Consider the following 24,284-nt stretch of genomic DNA (forward strand, 5'->3'; position numbering starts at 1 on the left):
AGAGCAAGGGGTGAGAGACAGTGGAAGGATTCAGTTCGATTGAAGATGCTCTAGAGGACATTCGCGAAGGAAAGATGGTCATTGTAGTCGATGATGAGAGCCGCGAAAACGAGGGCGATATCATCATGGCTGCCGAAAAAGTAGATGCTGAAAAGATAAATTTTATAGCGAAGCACGCGAGGGGACTGATCTGCGTCGCTCTTCTCGGCAAGCGGCTGGGCGAACTCCGCCTCGGCATGATGGTTCAGGAGAATACGGCGAGGATGAATACTCCTTTTACCGTCTCCGTAGACGCGATCCACGGCACCACGACCGGCATCTCGGCTTTCGACAGGGCTGTTACTATCAAAGCCCTGATAGATCCGGGGACGCGACCGGAGGATCTCGCGAGGCCCGGGCATATATTTCCGCTCAGGGCAGTCGATAGCGGAGTACTTCGCAGAGCCGGACATACCGAAGCCGCAGTCGATCTGACCAGAATGGCGGGACTACGGCCGGGAGGGCTCCTCTGCGAGATAATGGCCGAGGATGGAAGTATGGCAAGGGGAGCTGAACTAAGGGATTTTTCAGAAAAATTCGGTCTGAGGATGATCACTATATGCGATCTTATTGAATACAGGCGTAAAAAGGAAAAACTTATCAAGAGGATCGCCGACGCAAGCCTGCCTACCAGGTACGGGGAATTCAGGCTTTTGGCGTATGAAGGAACGATAGACGGATCGGAATCGGTCGCGCTGGTGATGGGAGAGCCCTGGAAAGAGGAAAAAGCTCTGGTGCGAGTCCACTCTCAGTGCCTGACCGGAGATGTTTTCCATTCGCTGAGGTGCGATTGCGGCAATCAGCTTGACGCGGCGATGAAAATGATCGCCGAGCGCGGAAGTGGCGTCCTTTTATATATTCAGCAGGAAGGGCGCGGGATAGGGCTCGTCAACAAAGTACGGGCGTATGAACTCCAGGACAGGGGCAGGGATACGGTAGAAGCGAATGAAGAGCTGGGATTTCCCGCAGATCTGAGAGATTACGGGACCGGAGCCCAGATACTCGCCGATCTTGGTTTGCACAAGATAGAGCTTCTTACGAACAATCCCAAGAAGATAATCGGGTTGAAAGCTTATGGTCTTGAGGTAGTCGAAAGGGTATCGATCGAGACTGTTCCGAACACACGGAACTTCAGGTATCTTTCGACCAAGAGGGAAAAACTGGGCCATCTGTTCAGCGATCTGACAGGGGAAGAATAACTGACTTTTGTACGGGAAAGCATCGAAAGGAGAGGATATGGCGATCGAGAGAAATGGAAAGTTGATAGGGACCGGCATGAAACTGGCCGTAGTCGTCGGCAGGTTCAACGAACTGGTAACGGGGCATCTGTTGTCGGGGGCCCTGGATTGCCTGATACGGCATGGCGTAGATGACGGGGATATAGTGATCTACAGGGTCCCGGGATCATTCGAAGTCCCGCAGGCCGCGAGAAAAGCGGTAGAGACCAAGGTCGACGCTGTTATATGCGTCGGCACCCTGATAAGGGGAGATACTCCGCATTTCGATATACTGGCCAGCCAGGTCGTCAGGGACCTGTCAAGTGTAGCGATCGAATCGGGAAAACCGGTCACATTCGGCATTATAACTGCCGATACGCAGGAGCAGGCTCTTGAAAGAGCCGGTAGTAAAGCGGGAAACAAGGGATGGCAGGCCGCCCTTTCGGCGATCGAGATGGCCAGTCTCTGGAAAGAGATCGAGAAGGGATGAGCCGAAGAAGAAAAGCCAGGGAGATAATCCTTCAAACGCTTTATTCCATCGATATCGCCGAAAGGAAATGGGAAGAAGCGCTCAACGACACGGTGACCCGGAGAGGTTCTACCGACGAGACCGTTGAATATGCCAGGCGGGTCCTCGCCAGCATACTGGAATCCAGGGAAAGACTGGATAGTATGATAGAGGGATCGCTGGAGAACTGGAAGCTTGAAAGAGTAGCTCTCGTCGACAGGATCATTCTTCAGATAGCTCTTGCCGAACTGATCGATTGTCCGGAAGTGCCTACCGGAGTGATCATAAATGAGGCGATAGAAATAGCACACAAGTTCAGTTCGAGCAAAGCGGGAAGTTTTGTCAACGGCATTCTGGACAAGCTGGCAAAGGAGGTCCGCAACGAGTGAAGCTGTTTGTCTGTGGAGATATTCATGGAAATCTCAGGGCGATAGACGCGGCACTCGCGGTATACAGGAAGAACGCTCCGTGCCGATTTCTTTTTCTTGGAGACGCCGTAGGGTACGGGGCTCATCCGGACGCCGTCCTCGACCGGGTTCTCGCTCTGCCGGAGTCCATCCTGATCCTTGGCAATCATGAATGGGCCCTGCTTGACAAGGATGAAAAAACCGTCATGAATCCGGTCGCTGTTGATTCGGTCAAGTGGACCGAAAGAAAGATATTTCCCCGGTACCGGAACAAGCTTGTAAGAAGATTCCGGATCATGGAAAAGAACAACGATTATATCGCGGCGCATGGTTCTCCAATCGCGCCGAAAGAATGGCATTATGTCTTTTCTGAATATGACGCGACGGAAATTTTTTATAAATTTGATTTTAATCTGTGTTTTATCGGGCACACACATATTCCTATGGTGTATACTTTCAGTGACGGTGTGATCGATCTTGTTCCAGGAATCCCTTTCAGGCTTCAAGAGGATCAGCGTTATATCATAAATCCCGGAAGTGTAGGGCAGCCCAGGGATGGAGATTCCAGGGCGTCTTTTTGTATTTTTGACGAGGAAGACAGAACGGTCACATTGTTCAGGGTCGAATATGATGCGAGGGCCGAAGCTGACGATATTATAAATGCCGGCCTTCCGGCGGAGTTGGCCTTAAGACTCATCAGCGGCTACTGAAAACCGATGGAGCGAAGAGATTGAGATCATCCGATAAAAAGCACTGGAGTGACTTCTGGGAGGCGTCCGGCGACGTCGCCGAAGTATACGATAACGAGGGAAGGGTAAGCAGGCATTTCTCGACAGTCGGCGACTACAAGGGCATGAGGATACTCGAGGTCGGTGCCGGCACGGGCAGAGATGGAATATACATGGCCCGGGAGGGAGCATCCGTCGTATCTCTCGATTACAGCCTTTCAAGCCTCGGGATGATCGGTGGACAGCTCAGCGAGGAGGATGATGTCGCGTTGTGCTGCGCCGACGCTTTCAGGCTTCCTTTCGGGGATGAGACATTCGATCTGGTCTTTCATCAGGGCCTGCTCGAGCATTTCCGTAATCCAGAAGATATGATGTCGGAACACCGCCGGGTCCTCAAAAAAGGTGGGTATATCCTCGTCGATGTTCCGCAGAGATGGCACTACTATACCCTGATCAAACATCTTTTCATACTTATAGGGAAATGGTTTGCCGGGTGGGAAACGGAATTCTCGCCCAGGCAGCTTGAAAGGTTGCTGATCGACAATTCATTCGAGATAGTCAAGACGTACGGGGAATGGCTCAATCCACCGATCTGGTTCAGGATCCTCAGAAAGGCACTGATGCCCGCGGGGATAAAACTCCCGATGTATCCGGCGATATTCACCGCGACAAGGAGGATCTTTTCCGGTCTTCGCGGCAGGATACTCGGCACGCGCATCGCGTTGTATTTTACAGTGGTGACAGGTTCGATAGCGAGAAAGAAATAAAGAGGAGAGAATGTGAGGATAGTCGCGCTAAACTGGAGAGACCTGAAGCATCCCGAAGCTGGAGGGGCGGAAGTACATCTGCACGAGATCCTGGCCCATCTGGGCCGGTGGGGTCATGACGTGGTCGAGATCACATCAGGTTTTCCAGGATCGGGCAGAGATGATGAGATAGATGGAGTAAGGATAATCAGGGGGGGACACTGGTACGACGCAAACTTCGTCCTTCCATTGATAGCGCGCGGATATATAAGCAAAAACCAGGTAGATGTCGTCCTTGAAGATATCAACAAGCTGCCTTTTTTCATGCCGCTGTACACAAAGGTCCCCGTGGTCGGCGTGATACCTCATCTTTTCGGTACGACGGTATTCAGGGAAGCAAACTGGCTGATAGGGACATATGTGGTCATAATGGAAAAGCTCATACCGGGGATCTTCAAAAATAACAGATTTATGGTCATTAGTCCCAGCACGGCTGATGATCTTGCCGCGCGGGGCGTCGACCGGGAAAGAATAGACGTGGTCCTGTGCGGTCTCGATCATGACAGGTACCGCGATCTTTCGCTTGAACGATTCGACCGCCCGACGATCGTTCATCTGGGAAGGTTGAGAAAGTATAAAAGCGTCGAGGTCGCCATACGGGCGATGAAGACAATAGTAAAGAGAATACCTGACGCGAGGCTTGTCATAATAGGAGACGGCCCATACAGGCGGGAGTTGGAGAGAGAGGCCGCGAATATCGGTCTGTCCGGCGCTATCGAGTTCAGGGGATATATGGATCCGGGCGCCCTCGTCGAGTATCTCAACAGGGCCCATCTGCTCTTCAATCCCAGTCCGAAAGAAGGTTGGGGGTTGACAGTGGTGGAAGCCAATGCCTGCGGTCTTCCTGTCGTGGCCAGCGACAGGCCCGGTCTGAGGGACTCGGTCATCGACAGGGCGACCGGATTTCTTGTCCCCTATGCCGATTCTGATGCTTTCGCGGGGAAAGCCCTCGAGATCCTGGAGGATGCGGCCCTATGGAAAGAAATGAGCGACAATTCCCTCAGGCGGGTCAAGGAACTGACATGGGAGCGTTGCGCCAGGGAAACCGAGAATATTCTTCTCGGTCTGACAGACAGGGATCAATAGCGGGAAAGACGATTGAAGTTAAAAAGATTATCATTTCAACTTTTGAAAGTGGCGGTGAGCGCCGGACTGATAATATATCTCCTGGGAAGGAAATCCCCGGGAGAACTCGCTGTCTATCTGAAGGATATAGATCCTCTTCTGATGGTTCTCGCTGTCCTGATCTTCTTCTCAAGCAGCCTTCTTGGCGCGGTGCAGTGGCATATCCTTCTGAGGGCGGCCGGAGTGGACCTGCCTTTCGGAAAGACTTTCCGTTTATATTTTACCGGCCTGTTTTTTAATAATTTTCTCCCCGCGAATGTCGGCGGCGACGCGGTCAAGATATTCGATGTCGTCAGGACGGGGAACGATCCCCATAAGGTGTTTGCCGTTACCCTTCTTGACAGGGTCTTTGGAATAACCGGGTTGTGCCTGCTAGCGCTTGGTGCCTCGATATTTTTATCGGCCGGTGGTTCAGCCAGTTATGATAAAATCTATATCCTGGTCTTTCTGGCCTGTCTTGTCCCCATATTTCTTCTTGCCCTGAATAAAAGGATCTCCGGATCGTTCAGAACGATCATGGGAAAGATACAATGGTGGGGTATAGGCGAAAGGATCGACCAGGTTCTCTCTCACCTGGGGGGGCTGATAAATCTCAGATCGATGTCAATCAGACTTTTAGCGCTGACTCTCCTGATCCAGGCGCTGCGCGTCGCGACGCATATTTTTATCGGCAGATCCCTTGGAATAGATATTTCAACGATGTCAGCGATACATTTCTTTGTCTTTGTACCCCTGCTCGGCCTGATCATGATCCTGCCAGTCTCTATCAACGGACTTGGTCTGAGGGAAGGGGCGGGTGTCGTACTTTTTATGCAGATCGGTATCGGTGAGGAACTGGCGGTACTGATGGAGTTTATAACATATGTGGTGCAGGTGGCAGTCAGCCTGCTTGGCGGTATCTTTTTTATTTTGAGAAAGAAGGCCAATAACGGATAATGTGGAAAGGGTCCAGGATCAGTTTGCCTGCCGATCTGCCGGACCCCGGCGAGGATATCAAGAAAGGGTTTTACATGTCGGAAAAAACGATAAACAGATCGATAGCCACTTTGATCTTCATTATAAGCCTCGCAGTCTACGTGATGACGATGGCTGCCACTACATCATTCTGGGATTCAGGCGAATTTATAGCGACTTCCTATACTCTGGGGATTCCCCATTCACCAGGGACTCCGTTATATGTCCTTGTCGGCCGCGTGTTCTGTCTTCTTCCTCTAGCCCTCTCCGCCGCGCAGAAAGTCAATCTGCTTTCAGCCGTGTCAGCCGCTCTCGGAGTGCTCATGGCTTACCTCGTCATGGTCGAGGTAGTGAGGTTCATGTACGGAAAGGGAGAGAGCGTTCTTGGAAAGTTCATCAGATTCTCGGGTCCGGTGGCTGGTTCCTTTTTTCTGACTTTTTCCGATACGTACTGGACCAACGCTTCCGAATCGGAAGTCTATGCCCTGAGCACTTTTGTCATGGGTCTCTGCACCGTCCTCGCGCTCAGATGGCTGAGAGATCCTTCATGCGAGATGACTGCCGCTGAAAAAGATGAGATAGTCCGGTCGGCCGAAAAGGCGCAAGGAAAGAAACTTATTGATGAACTCGAAGAAAAGAAGAAAGGGCGGTCGAGGAATATAATCCTTCTCATAGTTTATCTTCTCTCTCTCGGGATAGGATTTCATCTCGGGACAGTCATGGTCTATGGCGGGATATTCCTCATGCTCGTGCTGATCAGGGAAAAAGCGTTCAGTAACTACGAACTTATTGTGTTTACATTCGGATTCGGAATCCTGATAGCCGACATGACGCTGCATAAATATTCCGGCCTGACGGCAGTCCTTCTCGTGATTTTCGCGATCATGGTGATCTGGACAACGATGTCGAAGGGCAGGTTCGCGCTCCACGCGACCATCCTTCTCATCCTCGGATTATCGGCGCATCTTTTTTTGCTGATCAGGTCTCACATGGATCCGGAACTCGACATGGTCGATCCCGAGAACTGGAGGGCTCTGTACGCGCATCTTCGAAGGGAACAGTATCCTCCCATAAACGTCATGGTTCGAAAATCTTCGATGCTGTTCCAGTTCGGACAGTTCGGCAGGTATTTCAGGGAACAGTTCCGTCTCGCGGGAGACCTGTTGCTGGGACCTTTCCACATAGGGAAAGCTTCGATCGTCGTTCCCGTGGCGCTTGGCATATACGGGATCGTCTCCAATTTCGTAAAGGAACGCAAGACCTGGATCTTGAACTTTACCAATCTTGCCATCAATACCCTCGGACTGATCATTCTGCTTAATTTCAGCGATTCAGAGCCTCGCGAGAGGGATTATTTCTACGGTCCAGGATTTTATTTTTTCGCCATATTCATCGGTATCGGAGCATCGGCATTTTTGATGATGCTGCTAGAGCAGGTCAAGGAGACCGGCCGCGACCTCAGAAAACTGATCGTCCCGGCGGGAGTCCTGATAATACTTCTATCCCTTCTTCCAGCGGCTCACCAGTGGCACAGGCACGACCGGTCAAATAATTATCTCGCGCGCGACTATGCCTATAACATGCTGGCAAGCCTCGAACCGGACGCGATCCTGGTCACTAACGGAGATAACGACACTTACCCTCTCTGGTATATACAGAACGTCGAACATTTCAGGACCGACGTAAGGATTGTCAACCGGATGCTGCTTAATACCTCGTGGTACGTGAAGCAGGTCAGAGATCATATTCCCGGGGCGCCGATCACCTGGACTGACGACCAGATAGACAGCCTTCGGCCGGTACGCAGCGAACGCGACGGGGGTATAATATGGGTCTATAACAGGGTGCTCGACCACATAATAAAGACAGCAGGCTGGAAGAGGCCGATATATTTCGGTGTCACCGTTCCCCGCGAAGTCTGGGAAAGATACTCTGATTACCTCGAGATGCAGGGGATGGTAAGGAGACTCGTGCCGGTCAAGGGAAGGTATATGGTCAACGATTTAATGATGGCGCGGAATCTTGCCGATATCTACAGGTGGAAAGGTGTACTTACCGCGGACGGGAAACATGATTATTCGATCTATAAATCGGAAGATGTCCTGACTATGTACCAGAACTATTCGGTGGCCACGATGCAGCTGGCGATGAATTGCGCCATCGCCGATGATTATCCAGGAGCTGTCAGATGGGGCGAGATGACGTTCAATATCAGTCCTTTCTTCGAATGGGGACGTAAGGAACTGGGCGTATATTATATCAGGAACGGCCAGGCTGAGAAAGCCGTTGATTATTACAAGGACAGGCTGAAGACAGATCCGGGCAATGGAGAATTCTGGGTAGGTATCGCCGCCGCCTATGAAAGCATGGGACAGATAGAGAATTCGCTGAGCATACTTCGCAGGGGTTCGGCGATGTCTCCAGATCACAAGGATATCTTCAAGCACGGTTTCCAGATGGCAGCTCTGCTTGGAAAAAGGGATGAAGCCGTTTTTTTCGTCAGTGACTGGATCGAGAGGCATCCCGACGACAGGGAGTTCAAGGCTCTTTTCGATGATATCGACCGCGTACTGATCGAAGAATTCGGATTCGGAGATGATACCGATTCAACAGGAACGCGATAGGAGAATTTTCTTCCAATCTCCCGGTAATTATTGTTATTCTCTCGGAACGATTGTTCCTGTCGAGAAATCAGAACGTTGATGCACAGATTATGGAAAGGTGACGTAAATGTCGGAGAAACTGATCCACCGGTCGCTTGCCGTCCTGATATTCCTGATCAGCCTGACCGTTTATGTGAGGACGATGGCTGTGAGCGTATCATTCTGGGACGCTGGTGAATTTATCGCGACCTCCTATATTCTCGGCATCCCCCACTCACCGGGGACACCTCTATACGTACTTGTCGGAAGAGTCTTCTGCCTTCTTCCCCTGGCTCTTTCCACCGCGCAGAAGGTTAATTTTCTGTCAGCACTTTCAGCGTCGCTCGGTATCCTGATGATATACCTGTCGAGCCTCTATGCGATCAGATTCATATTCGGCAAGGCGAAGACCACCGCGGGGAGGATAGCGAGATACGCTGGACCTGTGACAGGCTCGTTCTTTCTTGCTTTCAGCGATACGTACTGGACGAACGCTTCAGAAGCAGAGGTATACGCGCTGAGCGCTTTCGTCATGGGTTTTTGCACCATGCTGGCGCTTAAGTGGCTCGGATCCGCTTATGGACAGTTTGGTCCGGGAGACGGGGACGGAAGAATCGACGATGCCGCCGCAGGAAGCCTACCTCCTGGACCGGCGGAAAAAAGAAAAAACAATTCAAGGAACACGATCCTGCTGATCATCTATCTTCTTTCGCTGGGGATTGGATTTCATCTCGGCACTATCCTCGTATACGCCGGTATTTTAATAATGCTCATGATGGTGAAGGAAAAAGCGATAAGCAACGTTGAACTCCTCATCTTCACGTTCGGGTTCGGAGTGATGGTCGCTGATATGACTGTGCACAGAAACACGACCATTACGCTGGTACTTCTGGCGATCTTCGCCGTCCTGGTCGTATGGTCGACCTTGTCAAAGGGAAGATTCGTGCTTTTCGCGACTGGTCTTTTTATCCTTGGTATTTCTGTACATCTTTTTCTGATGATCCGGTCGGGACTGAATCCTGCAATAGATGAGGTCGATCCGGAGAGCTGGAAATCGCTTTACGCCGTCCTGCGCCGGGAGCAGTATCCTCCGATGAATATTTTCGCGAGGAAGGCGCCGCTACTCTTTCAGATCGAACATTTTACATCCTATTTCGCGAAACAGTTCAAAGTCACTGGTGATTTTTTCGCCGGTCCGTTCAATCTCGGTATCCTGTCCGCGTTGATCCCCGTCGGATTAGGCATATTCGGTATCGTCGCCAACTATATCAGAGAGAAAAAAAGCTGGGCGCTGAATTTTACGAACCTGGTGATAAATTCGGCAGGCCTGATAATCTTCCTGAACTTTACAAATCATGAAGTGAGGGAGCGGGATTATTTTTACGGTGCCGCCTTCTATTTCTTCGCCATTTTTATTGCTATCGGCGCGACAGCCGTGTTGATGCTGATGTTGGATCAGGCAAAGAAGACCCGGCAGAATCAAGCGCGGTTTGTGGTTCCCGTGGCGGCATTCCTGATCATCTGTTCGTTGCTTCCTTCTACGCACCAGTGGTACACGCACGACAGGTCGGACGATTTCATAGCGCGCGACTACGCTTATAATATTCTTTCAGGGCTCGAACCGGACGCCATCATTTTTACCAACGGGGATAACGATACATTTCCTCTATGGTATCTGCAGACGGTCGAGAATGTCAGACCTGACGTCAGGGTGGCGAACCTGAGCCTCCTGAACACGTCGTGGTACACGAAGCAGATAAGGGACCAGTACCCCACCGTGCCTCTCGATCTGTCAGACGAAGAAATAGACAGGCTTAAGCCGATCCGCGTCCAGGACGGGATACTATGGAAGAAGGATCTGCTGGTCAATCAGATAATCAGGAATACGAACTGGGCGAGACCGATATATTTCGCCGTCACGGTCCCTGCTGACGTCTGGGACAGGTATTCAGATAATCTTGAGATGCAGGGGATGGTAAGGAGGCTCGTGCCGACGAAAGGCAAGTATCTGGTTAACAATATCCAGATGGCCAGGAACCTCGGCGAGATCTTCATGTTCAGAGGGATCTTTACTGAAGACGGGGAGAGGGACGATTCAGTATATAAACCGCGTGATGTCGAAAATATGTTCATAAACTTCTCGATCGCGGCGTTCCAGCTGGCTCAGTCGAGTTCGAGAAGCGGGGATGATGAAGAGGCAGTACAGTGGGCCGAGATGTCGTACAGGTTTTCGCCTGATTTCGAATGGCCCAGGAAATATCTCGGCGTTTATTATATGAAAAACAACCAGTACGAAAAGGCGATAGACCATTACAGGAAAGAAATAGAAAGGGATCCTCAAGGCGGAGAGTTCTGGATAAATCTCGCCGCTGTCGAGGAAGAGAGAAACCAGCCAGAAAAAGCGCTGGAAATCCTCAGGGAAGGTATGGAGAGTGCCGGTTCTTTCAGGGATATTTACGGCCAGGCGTTCAGGATTGCCGCGACTCTCGGCCGGGTCGATGAGGCAAAAGGATATATAAGGAAATGGATCGATAAATATCCTGACGACGAAGAATTCAAAGCTCTTTACGATGATATAGATATAGTCCTCTTCAACGAATTCGGTATCGGTCAAGCGCAAAGCGGCGATTCCGTGGAAGGAGAAGATTGAAAGGGAAAGTGGTAGTTACCGGAGCGGCGGGATTCATAGGATCCCACCTCTGTGAAAGACTTCTCGGCGAAGGATATGAAGTGACCGGTATAGATTCGTTCACTGATTATTACGATCCGGCGAGAAAAAGGGAGAATATCAGCCATTCCCTTTCCAGAGACGGTTTTGATCTTGTCGAGGATGATTTAAACAGGTGTGACCTGCCGGCACTCTTCGATGGGGCGGCGGCTGTATTCCACCTTGCCGCCCAGGCGGGAGTCCGGAGAAGCTGGGGGAGCGAATTTTCCTTTTATATTGATTCAAATATCCTCGCTACCCAGAAGGTGCTCGAGGCTATTCGTGAGACCGGAGGCACCAGGCTCGTCTATTCCAGTTCAAGTTCAGTATACGGAGAGACGGAAGATCTCCCGATGAGCGAACAGCACCGTCTGAGACCGGTCTCTCCCTATGGAGCGACAAAGCTCTCCGGAGAAGACCTCTGCGAGCTTTACTCTTTCAATTTCGGGATCTCATTCGTCGCTCTAAGATACTTTACCGTATATGGTCCCAGGCAGAGGCCCGATATGGCTTTCAGCCGTTTTATCACGGCATCGCTCCAGGGTGGCGAGATCGAGATCTACGGTGACGGCAGGCAGACCAGGGACTTCACTTTCGTCTCAGACGCGGTCGAGGCGAATATTCTCGCTTCCAGATACGATGGAAAGGAGAAGATATTCAATATCGGGGGAGGGAGCCGAGTCTCCGTCCTCGAAGTACTTGATATTATCCGCAGGGAGACGGGAAAAGAGGTCAGTACGTTCTTCAAGGACAGAGCGAAGGGTGATGTCCTCGATACATGGGCAGATACTTCAAGAGCTCTGAATGAACTCGGATTCAAGCCTGAAGTAAAGCTTGAAGAGGGTCTGGCAAGAGAAGTCGAGTGGTACAAGGATCATATCAAAGCCCGGTCGGGGAGGTAGGGATTTGGATACTGGCAAAAAACACAATATTTCGGTCGTCATTCCTCTCTATAACGAAGAAGAAAGCATAGAAGAACTTTATTCCCGGCTTGTTTCAGTACTCGGAAAAGTGTCGGGGGATCTCGAATTGATATTCATTGACGACGGTTCCAACGATGGCTCGTTGAATATCATCCGAAAGCTCCGTGACGGCGATACGAGGGTCAAGATAATCAGTTTCAACAGGAATTACGGGAAATCTCCCGCTCTTTCGGAAGGTTTCGAAGCGGCAAAAGGAGATATCGTCGTCACGATCGATGCTGATCTGCAGGACAATCCCGACGAGATCCCGGGAATGATCGAAAAACTCGAACTGGGGTACGACCTCATCTCGGGTTGGAAGAAAAACAGGAAAGATCCGATCACCAAGACCCTTCCTTCAAAAGTCTTCAATTTTTTCGCGGCGATGATAACCGGTATCAAGCTTCACGACATCAATTGCGGGTTGAAGGTCTACAGGCGTGAAGTGGTAAAGCGGATCGATGTATATGGAGAGTTGCACAGGGTCATCCCGGTCCTGGCCGGCTGGGAAGGCTTCCGGATCGGTGAACACCGCGTCAGCCATTTCGAAAGAAAGTATGGACGCAGCAAATACGGAATGAAAAGATTTCTAAACGGGATATTCGATCTCACGACAGTGATGTTCATAACCCGCCGGTCGACTACCCCTCTTCATTTTTTCGGAAGAATAGCGGTTTTTTTCTTCACCGTCGGCGGCCTGATAAATCTATACTTTTTCTTTCAGTGGATCTTTGGAAAAGGGCTTCACGTGCGTCCGCTTATGGTCGGTGGCCTGATCATGCTTATAATCGCGGTACAGATAGGTTCGATCGGCCTGCTTGCCGAACTCTACTCATCGAATCTCAAACGCACCTATTCCTATCGCGAGTACCTGATAGATGATTGACGAACCGGGAAATAAAAGATCGAGAATATGCCTGATCGGACCAGCCCCGCCTTTCAGGGGCGGAATATCACACTATAACACATGCCTGGCAAGGGAACTTTCAAAAGATCACGATGTACGGATGATCAATTACGCAAGGCTGTATCCGGAATTCCTTTTTCCCGGAAAGACACAGTATGATGAGGGATCCGGAGCGCTCGCGGCCGAGTCAGAGCGGATGATAGATTCGATCAATCCACTGACCTGGGTGAGGACCGGCTTTCATATTGCAGGACTGAGACCAGACGTGACGGTAGTTCAGTGGTGGCACCCTTACTTCGCGCCCGCCCTTGCCAAGATATGCGCGATAATCAGGATGATGCGCAGGGGGAAGATCGTCTTTGTCTGTCATAATGTACTTCCTCATGAGAGTTCTCCATTCGACCGGATCCTGTCGAGGCTTGCGTTTATCAGCGCAGATGGTTTCCTGGTCCAGTCCCGCGAGGATCTAGCCAACCTGTCCCTGGTGAAAAAAAATCCGAAAGCGGCATACAATCCGCATCCGATCTACGATTTTTTCAGGACAGAAACAATCGATAAATCGGCAGCGAGGGAGCTGGCGGGGCAGGGCGCGGGACCGCTTATTCTTTTTTTCGGTTATATCCGCTCATACAAGGGGCTTGAGCATCTGCTCCGGGCGATGCCTGATATACACCGCGCGACGGGAGCGAGATTGCTTGTCGTCGGGGAATTCTATGAGGACAGTGCTCCCTATTTTGATCTTGTTTCGAGACTGGGAGTCGCCGATCAGGTGGAATTTGTCGATCGTTATGTCGGAAACGACGAAGTGGGCAGATATTTTATCGCTTCCGACCTTGTCGTGTTGCCGTATAATACGGCGACGCAGAGCGGCATAGCCCAGATATCAATCGCGTTCGACCGGCCGATGGTCGTCACATCTGTCGGAGGTCTTCCCGAGGTTGTTTCCGAAGGAAAGACCGGATTTATCGTTCCTCCGGGAGATCCCGGAGCGATATCAAGGGCTGTGATCCGGTTTTTCAAGGAAGGGTGGGGAGAGAGGATGGCTCCGAATTTTGAGAAGGAGAAAGAACGGTTTTCGTGGAAAAAGATGGTATCTGTGCTGGAAGGGCTGATCGATGATCTTCGATAGAAAAGGACGACCGGTTTGAAAGATCAGATTCTTGACGTGATCATACTTAACTGGAACGGCGAGGACGTGATCGGCCAGTGTCTCGAATCGCTTGAAAAGGTGAAATCTCCACCTCTGAGGATAACTGTCGTCGATAACGCCTCGACTGACTCCTCGGTCGAAATGATCAGGGAGAGGTTTCCCGAAATCGAACTTCTGATCAACGACAGCAACCTTCTTTTCGCCGAGGGGAACAATGTAGGGATCAGAAAGGCGATGGAGAGGGGTGGACAGTACATTCTCCTGCTGAACAACGATACGGAAGTCGATCCCGATTTCGCGCGGAGGATGATGGAAGCTGCCACCGTTCCCGGCATAGGGATCGTGGGACCGAAGATATATTTTTTTGATGACAGCGATCGGATCTGGTATGGAGGCGGTGAATTCTTTCCCGGAATCTGGATACCAAAGCACAAGGACCTGAGGAAAAGGGACAGTGATTCAGATGGCAGGAGCGTTGAGACCGGGTGGGTGACAGGGTGCGCGATGCTTGTCAGGAGAGAAGTGTTCGAGGATATAGGGCTTCTGGACAGGTCGTACAGGATCTATTGCGAGGATATTGATTTTTGCCTGAGAGCAAAAAAGGCCGGATGGAAGTGTTATTATGAAGAGTCAGCCAGAGTATGGCATAAGGTCAGTTCAAGCAGCGGAGGAGGAATGACTCCCTTCAAGCTGGAAAACCGTATTGCCAGTACTAACAGGCTTTTTATCAGGTTCAGGTCGCTCTGCTGGCGCCTTTTCTTTTTTCCGGCGCATCTGCTTATATTCCTGTCGGTTCTGGGAGTACTGCTTGTCACTGGCAGATGGGCGCTTCTCAGGGGGGCCCTCAGGGGCGCGATGAGAGTGGTATCTTTCGATTGATTCCGTTGCTTCGGGGACGCGGCCCGCCATGCGTATCTCTTCCTGAATCCGCAAATCATCCGTTCTCCGTGACCGGTTCCGGAACGATCGGTGTCCCGATCCCGCCACGCCACGCGGGAGAACCGGCAGGTAAAGATGATAGATTTTGAAGGTTTACTAGGATAGTGGAAAATGTTATTATTATTGAAATTGTAAAATATAACCTTTGAGGAGGCTGTATTTGTCAAAAAATATCAGATCTGGCGATCAGAAGCGGCGCGAGTTTGATCCGGATCAGTTTCTCGATAATGCTGCCGGTTGGCGAAGGGGTATTCTGGTCGCGCTATTTCTTGTCGTTGTGCTGGCGATCGTCATGCCGGAATTGATCTTTCATGGGGATATTTTTCTTGTTCCCGACACAAAGGCTCCGATCAGTTTCAGCGAAGTCGGCAGGGAATATCTTGAATCGGGAAAATATCCTTTGTGGAACCCGTATATATTCTGCGGAATGCCGAGTTATCCCAGCCTGTCGTATACTCCGTATGTCTATCCGATCGCCTATGTGACTTATATTCTTCAAAGATATCTCGGATTCCCCGAGATGACATGGCTGCTGGTCCATTACATCCTGGCAGGAATGGGAATATATCTTCTTCTCCGTTCCTTTGGGGTGAGGAGTTCGATCTCGATGCTGGCAGGTGGCCTTTTCATGATCATGCCTAATCTTGTCGCGAACGGAGCTAACGGGCATGGTTCCCAGGCGTGCGCGGTCGCATATATGCCCTACGTATTTCTGTTCTGCAGGAATATATTGACCGGCAGAGGAAGGGTCGTAAACACTGCCTTTCTCGCCATTGCCCTTGGTTTTCAGATGCTGAGGGGGCATGTTCAGATATCGTATTATACATATCTCATCACAGGCCTTCTTTTTATTATGGAGACGATCCGCCTTGCCCGGACGGGAAAGGGGAAAGAGATCGCGGTGAACTCTGGATTCATTTTCGCGGCGGTCATTCTTTCGGCAGGTATAGCGGCAGTGCTGATCTTTCCGGTGAGGGAATATGCCGATTATTCGATACGAGGCGGAACAGGCGGGGGGCTGGACTATGATTACGCCACCGGGTGGAGCCTTCCTCCGAAGGAATTGCTTACCCTAATCTTTCCGTGGGCGTCAGGTTTCGGAAAAATGACATACTGGGGCGGGATGCCTTTTACCGATTATCCGAATTATCTCGGGATTGTCACTGCGGTCTTTTCGGTTATCGGTTTTTTTATCGTACGCAGCAGATGGAAGTGGTATCTGGCCGTGATCATCATAGTGGCGACTTTTGTCAGTTTTGGCAGGTTTATGCCGGTCCTGTACGACCCGCTCTTCAGGCTTCTGCCCTTTTTCAATAAATTCCGTGTCCCGGTGATGATCCTGATTGTACAGCAACTGGCCGTTACAGTCCTTATGGGACTGGCTATAGAGGAATATCTTCAGCTGGTTGCCAGGGACGAGCTGCCAGCGATCCTTAAAAAAGAAAGTTTAAAATGGGGCCTTCTCGCGGCGGTCGCCCTCTTTCTCCTCGTCATCGCCGCTTCAGGCAGCATAAAACAGGATCTCGCGGCAAGCGAGGCGATAAGAAGCAGGGTCCGTCCAGAGTGGATAATGATGGCAGTCTCAGCCTATTCGTCTGATCTGGTGAGAACTTTATTTTTTCTCGTCGCGACCATAGCCACTCTCTTTTTCGTATCCTGGAAGAGGCCGAAGGGCTCTCTTGCCATCATCATCCTTTCAGTCCTGTTGCTTTTTGATATTATTTCCGTGGACCGATCGATCGTGCATCCGGAAAGTACGTGGAACAACAGCGGGTACAGGATCGTCAGACCGGTAACGGCGAGGGAAAGGTACAAGGAACCCGGTGTCATGGCGAAATATCTAGCCGCGGACACCACTTTTTTCAGGGTCTTTCCCGTTCCCGCTTCAAGGCCTGGAAGCTGGAACCACAGCACTTTCCCTTTCAGCGACAATAGCTATATGATGTCGGGGATATTCTCCATGGGGGGATATCACGCAGCCAAGCTCAAAAACTACCAGGATGTGATGGATCTTCTTTTCGCTACATTCAACAGGGGCGTCGTTCCGAAACAGATATTGAATATGCTCGGAGCGAAGTATTTTCTGTCGATGCATCCGGTCTTCCCGGAAGGATCGGAATATCCTCTGATCTATCAGAAAGATAAAAACTACATCTACAGAAATCCAGAGGCTCTTCCCAGGGTCTATTTCGTCGACAGGATCAAGTTGATGACAAAAGAAGACGCGCTCCTTTCGCTGACGTCGAATGCATTTGATCCCTCACGCGAAGTGATCCTGCAGGCGATGCCCGATGGAGAGATAGATTCAGCCGGAGGAAGCAGAGCCGAGATCACGGCGTATGATCTTAACACGATCAATATAGAGGCTCATGTCGAAAAGTCATGTATAATGGTCGTCAGCGAGGTAGACTATCCCGACTGGAAAGTCACCATTGACGGCAGAGAAGGCGATATCCTGACGGCGAATTACTGTTTAAGAGCGATAGAGCTTCAGCCGGGAGAACATCGGATCGAATTCACATTTGAATCCCCGGTCCTGAACAGATCACTGATGCTTTCGATAATCTCCATCGCGATAGCTCTGTCAACCGTTATCATCTCATTTCTCGTCACTGGCAGAAAGGGGGATTGAGTTGAAGGCTCTGGTCGTGATTCCAACATATAACGAGAACGAGAATATCAGAAATATAATCAAAGCCGTTCTGAGTCAGGATGAGGGGGTGGATATTCTCGTCATAGACGATAATTCTCCGGATGGTACCGGAGCTATCGTTGATGAACTAATCGTATCGGAACCGAGGATCCATGTCATCCACCGGAAGGGGAAGCTTGGGCTGGGGTCTGCGTATATAGCCGGATTCAAATGGGCGCTGGCCAATACTGACGCGAAATATATTTTCGAGATGGACGCGGATTTTTCCCATGATCCTGGCGACATAAAATTTTTTCTCGAGGCGATCAAGGATAACGATCTCGTCATTGGATCGAGATATCTCAATGGGATCCGGGTCGTAAACTGGCCGCTCAGCAGATTGATCCTCAGCACCGGAGCGAATATATATACCGGAATCGTTACCGGGCTTCCCCTGAAAGATTCAACCGGCGGGTTCAAATGTTTCCGTCGCGAGACACTGGCCGGCCTTCCTCTTGATACGATCAGGAGTGACGGCTACTCTTTTCAGATAGAGATGAATTTCTTCTGCTGGAAAAAAGGTTTCAGGATAAGGGAAATACCAATAATATTTTCCGACAGGAGAGTCGGCGTTTCGAAGATGTCAAAAAAGATAATATGGGAAGCGGCGTTCATGGTCTGGCGCCTGAGGTTCATGTCCCCGCGGCGATGGAAGTAAATGGATCTTTCAATAATAATCATTACGCACAACAGCCTTGTCCCGGTCGAAAAGTGTCTGGAATCCCTCGAGGCCTGCCCTCCCTCGGGCAGCTACGAGACGATCGTCATCGATAACGCCAGCAGTGACGGTTGCGCCGACATGATAGAGGAGTCGTTTCCCAGATGCATGGTGATCAGAAACGAGGAGAACAGGGGATACTCCCGCGGGGTCAATCAGGGGATCGATCTTTCGATTTCGGAATTGATACTCATACTCAATCCCGATATCGAGGTGAGAGACGGTTCCATCGACAGGCTCGCCCGGTTCATGAACGATAATCGATCGGCAGGTATGGCTGGATCGAAGCTCCTCTATCCCGATGGACGGCTACAATATTCCTGCCGGGCTTTTTACACAATAAAGGCGCTTTTTTTAAGGCGGACGTTCCTTGGAAGGATCTTTCCGAAGGCGCGCGCTTTGAGAGAACATCTGATGATCGACTATGATCATGAGCAGGCGCGCAAAGTCGACTGGCTCATAGGCGCCTGTCTGATGGTCAGGCGGGAAGCGATAGAAAAGGTCGGCAAGATGGATGAAAGGTTTTTTCTCTATTTTGAAGATACCGACTGGTGCTACCGGATGAATCAGCACGGATGGGATGTCTATTACATTCCCGATTCGGTGATGACGCACCGGTACGAAAGATCAAGCGCGAGGTCGGTATTTAAAAAGCCTTTTCTCATGCATCTTCTCAGTCTTCTGCGATATTACGAGAAATGGAATAAAATATTCTACTTTTTCAGGCGGCACCGGGGCGCCCTGAAATCAATCATATTCGCCGCGTCCGACCTTGTCGCGGCGAACGCGGGATTCTTCATAGCGTATTATCTGCGTGGTCTGTTCCAGTCCCTGTTTACAAACAGCCTGTATCCTCTCGACTGGTACGCTTTCTTTATCTACTTCTATAATTTTATCTTCTTTTTCACATTCCTCTTCGGCGGTCTCTACCAGATCAGGAGGGAGACCGGGGCGGCCCTGGAGTTCTCGAGAGTCGCCAGGTCGGTCTTCGCCTCTTTCGCGATCCTGCTGGGAGCGACATATCTTACCCGGATAAGGATATATTCCCGGGCTGTCCTTGGAGGACAGGCGCTGTTGAGCCTTATTCTCGTCTTTGGTTTCAGGAGGATCATCCGGCTTGTTCACAACCAGCTTGTCAGAGCCTCTTTTGACCTTAAAAGGGTCATCCTGGCAGGTGACGAGGATGAGGTAGAACGGTTCAGGGGACTTGTGCAGGCTGATCCGCATCTGGGAATCGATGTCGTCGGAGATATTTCCGGTGGACCGGGATCTATCGGAAAGATGGAAGATCTCGAGAGTATAATCGACAGGTTCAAGATACAGGAGGTGCTGATACTTCCATCGTATGTCGAGAGGGGCCTGATCTTTCCGTTCCTTTGCATTCATGGTACGCGGATGCTTGAGATAAGAATAGTGTCACCGGTCGCCAGATTCATGGGCAGGGAGGTCAGGGTCCAGAAGATCGGTGATAGTTATATGTTTTCCATCGAAAGAGGGACCCAGTTTCTACTTCTGAGATTATTGCAGCGTTTGTCCGATATCGTCACTGGCGCTGTTTTTCTCCCCCTGTCGGCAGTCTGTCTCTTTTTTTTCAGGATATCCGGAACGGCAGGTCGAAAAGCGTCGGTCTTTTCGGAAAAAAGGACAGGGTACAGGGAAAAGACAATAGACTGGCCGAGAATCATGACTCGATCAGGCAGGGAGGGATCGGACATGATCAAACCGGCACTCTGGGCCGATCTGCTGTTCGGGAGACTGGCTCTCGTGGGACCGCCACCTTCACCGGTATCTGATGACGGTGGTCACGCCGGCCCTGACGGAGGAATGAGGCCGGGGATAAGCGGAAGATGGAGGATCTCTCCCGAAGCTGACTGGAAAAAATCTTTCGAAAACGAGGTAATCGAAACTAGGACACGTTCAATCACTGATTATCTGGAGATACTTTTCAGGTCTGTCGGCATGTTTTTTTCAGGCAGATATCCGGAATGGTATTTTAACAAGGGGGATAACCCGTGAGACGGCTCTGTTCATTTTTCATCCTGATGTCGATACTGTCCACCGGCCAGGCAACGGCAGATCCAGGGGACTGGAATCTATTTCTCGATGCCAGCGCCGTAAACAGGATCACCTGTCTCGGCGACAGTCTCTGGTGCGGAACCAACGGAGGAATCCTGCTTTTCGACCTCACTGATTCGACTATGACACAGTTCTATTCCGGGCTGGGATTGAGATCGAATGAGGTGTCGGCTGTCGCGCTTGATCCAGAAGGCGTCCTCTGGGCGGCATTCAGGGGGGAGGGCCTGGTAAGGATCGAAAATATAGCGACAAACCCGGTAGTGAGCCATTACAACGAAAAATCGACACTCATCCTCAGCGACAGTATCAATTGCCTTCTCTCTGTCGATGAGGATGTATATTACGGCTCTGACAATGGAATAGCCAAATTTTTCGACAAGAGCCATTCCCTGGAACCGAATCTGTCCGATAACCTTGCTGGAAAAAGGATAAACGACCTGCTTCTTGACGATGAAAACCGGTTGTGGGTCGCTCATGAAGATGGCGTGGCAAGCTTTGGCCGCGACACGTTCATTTTTACTGACTATCCCATAGGCACAGCGTTTTCGATCACTTTGCATGAAGGGATGATATATGCCGCAACCTCGACAGGGATAGCGAGATTGAACGGCGAGTCATGGGAGCAGTACGGGACGACTTTTCATAATGGTCTTCTCCCGGTAAGTATAGCTTCAGGTGGAGGCGAGATATACGCGGCGACCGAGGAGAGAGCGTACAGGCATAACGGGTCATACTGGGAGAGTATCGCCACCGCGCAGATGAAGGCTATGTTTCTCGACAATTACAGGATCGGTCAGTATCATCTCCGCTCTGTCGCGGTCGACGGGAGAGGTGACCCCTGGATCGGGGGAAGACTCCCGAGCGGTTCGTCGAGGGGAAGTTATATCTCCGGATTCAATGGCGAAGAATGGGTCAACAGAGCCCTGCCGACATTGAGTCAGAATGACGTCATTGCTATCGGAATCGCCCCCGGAGGAGCGGTATGGTCGAGCACTCTCTACGGGATCAACTACAGATCCGGTACCGGTGACTGGATCAGGTATTCAAAGATAAGATCGGACACGGGAAATGATGACGCTCTTTCATATTTTGCCTACAACCTGGCGCTGCTTCATGATTCCGGTAATATCCTGTGGTGCAATTCTCTCAATTACGACCTCGATATGATCGACCTGGGAAATATCTTCGATAAGGATGATGATATCTGGCGGCATTTCGCGATAGAGGATGGCAATACGATCACGACTGACAGGTTTGTAAAGGCAAAGGAAGACCCGGCCGGGAACAGGTGGTTTCTTTCCGATGACGATTATTACGAATCGAGCGGGATATGGGGAATAAATATCACCGACCAGTCAGCGGATCAGTGGTTCGCCGTAAATCCCCTTCTCAATCCTTCGATGAAAGGCGGCAATATCTTCGACTGCGTCTTCGATCAATTCGGAGTATATCTGGCCATAAAGGGATTTGGAGTCCAGTACTGGAGAACGGGCGGGTTCAGCTGGAGTACACTTACTTCGGAGACCGGTGATATATGGCTCACGCTGATGGATGAATCGAACCTTGTCAGTACGGAGATAGAAGCTATAGAGGTTGGAAGCGACGGAACGGTATGGGTCGGGACGGGAGGCGGCCTGGTCAGGTATCGCCAGGGTGAAATAGAGGTGTATACTGAAAAGGGAGAAGAGACCAATTACGGATTGATCGGACTTTCCGTGAGCGATCTCGAATTCGACAGTTTCGGAAATCTCTGGGTCGCGACAGACAAGGGACTGAACAGGATCGATGCCGACGGGATCATAGACGCGGCGTTTACTACCGCTACTTTCTGGGAGAACAATATACAGGCATTCTATTCAGAGTCGGTCATATCACCCCTTCCGAGTCATGTATGCCAGGTGCTGGCGTGTGATGCCGATGAGGATCTTCTCTGGATAGGGACCGACAGGGGCCTTGCATCTTTCGACGTGAGGCCACTGGTACAGGTTTCGATCCCACTGTCTCGCGCTATACTCTACCCCAACCCGATACATATCGGCCGGGGTGATTCATCCCTTAAGATCTCACGCATCTCGGGAATCGTCGATATAAGCGTCTATAATCTGGAAGGAGAACTGGTGCATGAGATAGAGGGTGTCGCCGAGGGAGAGGATGCCTGGGATCTGCTTACGATAAACGGGTTCACTGCCCAATCCGGGATCTATATAGTAAGAATATCCGGAAGTTCCGGCATAGAGACAAGAAAGGTTGCGATTATCAGGTGAGAAGCTCGAGCAATAAGAAAATACTGGTAGTAGGGGCTGGCGAAGCCGGCCGGATGGTCCTGGGAGAGATAGAAGGACACCCGGAGATCGAATCATCGGTGATCGGATTTCTTGATGACGACGATGAACTGGCGGGAAAAACGGTGCGATCCGTTCCCGTTCTAGGTACGACTGACCGGCTAGAGGAGATCGCCGCTTCGATGGATATCGATGAGGTCATCATCTCGGTGCCGACTGCTCCGGGACGATTCGTGCGGGAGATGATAAGGCGGTGCCGCAGGGCGGGAGTCGTCTACAGGATAGTACCCGGTGTGATGGAGATAATAAAGGGAGATGTCCACATCGACCAGATCAGGGATGTGCGCGTCGAAGATCTGCTTGGACGCGAAACGGTCAGTTTTGACCTGGAGTCGGCAAGATTGGAACTTTCCGGCAGGAAGATCCTGGTCACGGGGGCGGGAGGTTCGATCGGTAGCGAGCTTTGCAGGCAGCTCGCAAGAGTCGGACCGGAAGAACTGATCATACTCGGAAGGGGCGAAAACAGGATATTCATGATAGAGGAGGAGCTCAGGTCCTCTTTTCCCGGTTTGAGGATATCTACTGTCATCTGTAACCTCACCGATATGGCAAAGATAAAAAGGATGATGAAGGAGATCGCTCCCGGTATCGTATATCATGCGGCGGCCCACAAGCATGTCCATTACATGGAAAGGGACCCTTCAGAGGCGGTCATAAACAACGTCGCCGGAAGCATAAATGTAATCAGAGCCGCTGAAGAGTGTGGAGTCGAACGTTTCGTGTTCATATCGACCGATAAGGCGGCGGATCCCGATGGAGTGATGGGAGCGACAAAGAGAATAGTAGAGCTTTACCTCGGGTCTTACAGCGATCACAGCAGGTGCAGGTATATCACTGTGAGATTCGGAAACGTGATAGGGAGCGCCGGAAGTGTTGTTCCTCTTTTTCTCAGGCAGATCGGATGGGGAGGTCCGGTAACGGTAAGTGACGCCCAGGCGACAAGGTTTTTCATGACGGTAAAAGAAGCTGCTTTTCTTGTCATAAGGTCATCGCTCATCGGCAACGGAAAAGAGACATTTATCCTCGATATGGGAGAGCCTCTGAATATCTATGAGATGGCGAAAGATATAATAATGTTGACCGGTCATGAACCGGAGACCGAGATCCCGATCAGGATGTCAGGCTTGCGTGACGGGGAAAAACTCCATGAAGTCCTCGTAAGTAAAAATGAACAGCTTAAGCCTTCCGGTGAGGACAAGATCCTCATTGCCAGTTCAATTGAGAGACCTCCAGAGGGCCTGGAACGTATGATATCGGAGATGATCGAGGCCGCGGGAAAAGGGGACGATGGCGCAGTGCTTGGATTGATGTCGAGTATCATTCCCGGATTCGACCGCGGGGACTGACGGTCAGATGACAGAACGA

General features: G+C 50.8%; 18 protein-coding genes. All 18 read left to right on the top strand.

Annotated elements, in window-relative coordinates; genetic code table 11:
• Window positions 1-20 precede the first annotated feature (20 nt).
• The 18 genes from JW814_11385 to JW814_11470 all read left to right on the top strand — a co-directional run bounded on the left by JW814_11385 (window position 21) and on the right by JW814_11470 (window position 24,265).
• Window positions 21-1,238 carry a bifunctional 3,4-dihydroxy-2-butanone-4-phosphate synthase/GTP cyclohydrolase II gene (locus JW814_11385; protein ID MBN2072046.1) on the top strand — a complete coding sequence of 406 codons (1,218 nt, stop codon included), beginning with the start codon at window positions 21-23 and terminating at the stop codon, window positions 1,236-1,238.
• A 37-nt stretch (window positions 1,239-1,275) separates the two neighbouring features.
• Window positions 1,276-1,746: a 6,7-dimethyl-8-ribityllumazine synthase gene (locus JW814_11390; protein MBN2072047.1), complete on the top strand. Its 471-nt coding sequence runs from the start codon at window positions 1,276-1,278 to the stop codon at window positions 1,744-1,746.
• Window positions 1,743-2,153 carry a transcription antitermination factor NusB gene (gene nusB / locus JW814_11395; protein MBN2072048.1) on the top strand — a complete coding sequence of 137 codons (411 nt, stop codon included), beginning with the start codon at window positions 1,743-1,745 and terminating at the stop codon, window positions 2,151-2,153. The genes JW814_11390 and nusB overlap by 4 nt, the downstream gene beginning before the upstream one ends.
• On the top strand, window positions 2,150-2,881 hold the full coding sequence (locus JW814_11400) for a metallophosphoesterase family protein (protein ID MBN2072049.1): 732 nt from the start codon (window positions 2,150-2,152) through the stop codon (window positions 2,879-2,881). Before nusB ends, JW814_11400 begins: the two co-directional genes overlap by 4 nt.
• A gap of 20 nt (window positions 2,882-2,901) precedes the next feature.
• Window positions 2,902-3,666: a class I SAM-dependent methyltransferase gene (locus JW814_11405; GenBank protein ID MBN2072050.1), complete on the top strand. Its 765-nt coding sequence runs from the start codon at window positions 2,902-2,904 to the stop codon at window positions 3,664-3,666.
• Window positions 3,667-3,678: 12 nt separating this feature from the next.
• Window positions 3,679-4,791 (top strand): glycosyltransferase family 4 protein, encoded by a 1,113-nt coding sequence (locus JW814_11410; protein ID MBN2072051.1) that lies wholly within the window; start codon window positions 3,679-3,681, stop codon window positions 4,789-4,791.
• Between the two features lie 12 nt (window positions 4,792-4,803).
• Window positions 4,804-5,766 (top strand): flippase-like domain-containing protein, encoded by a 963-nt coding sequence (locus tag JW814_11415; GenBank protein MBN2072052.1) that lies wholly within the window; start codon window positions 4,804-4,806, stop codon window positions 5,764-5,766.
• Between the two features lie 74 nt (window positions 5,767-5,840).
• Window positions 5,841-8,408 (top strand): DUF2723 domain-containing protein, encoded by a 2,568-nt coding sequence (locus tag JW814_11420; protein ID MBN2072053.1) that lies wholly within the window; start codon window positions 5,841-5,843, stop codon window positions 8,406-8,408.
• A gap of 106 nt (window positions 8,409-8,514) precedes the next feature.
• Window positions 8,515-11,076 (top strand): DUF2723 domain-containing protein, encoded by a 2,562-nt coding sequence (locus JW814_11425; GenBank protein ID MBN2072054.1) that lies wholly within the window; start codon window positions 8,515-8,517, stop codon window positions 11,074-11,076.
• Window positions 11,073-12,035 (top strand): NAD-dependent epimerase/dehydratase family protein, encoded by a 963-nt coding sequence (locus JW814_11430; GenBank protein ID MBN2072055.1) that lies wholly within the window; start codon window positions 11,073-11,075, stop codon window positions 12,033-12,035. Before JW814_11425 ends, JW814_11430 begins: the two co-directional genes overlap by 4 nt.
• Window positions 12,036-12,039: 4 nt before the next feature.
• Window positions 12,040-12,981 carry a glycosyltransferase family 2 protein gene (locus tag JW814_11435; GenBank protein MBN2072056.1) on the top strand — a complete coding sequence of 314 codons (942 nt, stop codon included), beginning with the start codon at window positions 12,040-12,042 and terminating at the stop codon, window positions 12,979-12,981.
• Window positions 12,974-14,131, top strand: a complete 1,158-nt coding sequence (locus tag JW814_11440; GenBank protein MBN2072057.1) for a glycosyltransferase — start codon at window positions 12,974-12,976, stop codon at window positions 14,129-14,131. The genes JW814_11435 and JW814_11440 overlap by 8 nt, the downstream gene beginning before the upstream one ends.
• 15 nt (window positions 14,132-14,146) lie before the next feature.
• Complete coding sequence (locus JW814_11445; GenBank protein MBN2072058.1) at window positions 14,147-15,031, top strand: glycosyltransferase family 2 protein; 885 nt, start codon at window positions 14,147-14,149, stop codon at window positions 15,029-15,031.
• A 220-nt stretch (window positions 15,032-15,251) separates the two neighbouring features.
• Window positions 15,252-17,723, top strand: coding sequence for a YfhO family protein (locus JW814_11450; protein ID MBN2072059.1), 2,472 nt, complete (start codon window positions 15,252-15,254; stop codon window positions 17,721-17,723).
• A gap of 1 nt (window position 17,724) precedes the next feature.
• On the top strand, window positions 17,725-18,441 hold the full coding sequence (locus tag JW814_11455; protein MBN2072060.1) for a polyprenol monophosphomannose synthase: 717 nt from the start codon (window positions 17,725-17,727) through the stop codon (window positions 18,439-18,441).
• Window positions 18,442-20,517 (top strand): glycosyltransferase, encoded by a 2,076-nt coding sequence (locus tag JW814_11460; protein MBN2072061.1) that lies wholly within the window; start codon window positions 18,442-18,444, stop codon window positions 20,515-20,517. It abuts the gene before it with no gap.
• Complete coding sequence (locus tag JW814_11465) at window positions 20,514-22,841, top strand: T9SS type A sorting domain-containing protein (GenBank protein MBN2072062.1); 2,328 nt, start codon at window positions 20,514-20,516, stop codon at window positions 22,839-22,841. Before JW814_11460 ends, JW814_11465 begins: the two co-directional genes overlap by 4 nt.
• Entirely contained in the window at window positions 22,838-24,265 is a 1,428-nt protein-coding gene (locus JW814_11470) for a polysaccharide biosynthesis protein (protein MBN2072063.1), read from the top strand. Before JW814_11465 ends, JW814_11470 begins: the two co-directional genes overlap by 4 nt.
• The last annotated feature ends 19 nt before the right edge of the window (window positions 24,266-24,284 follow it).

This window comes from Candidatus Krumholzibacteriota bacterium (genome assembly GCA_016932415.1).
Taxonomy (GTDB): domain Bacteria; phylum Krumholzibacteriota; class Krumholzibacteriia; order Krumholzibacteriales; family Krumholzibacteriaceae; genus Krumholzibacterium.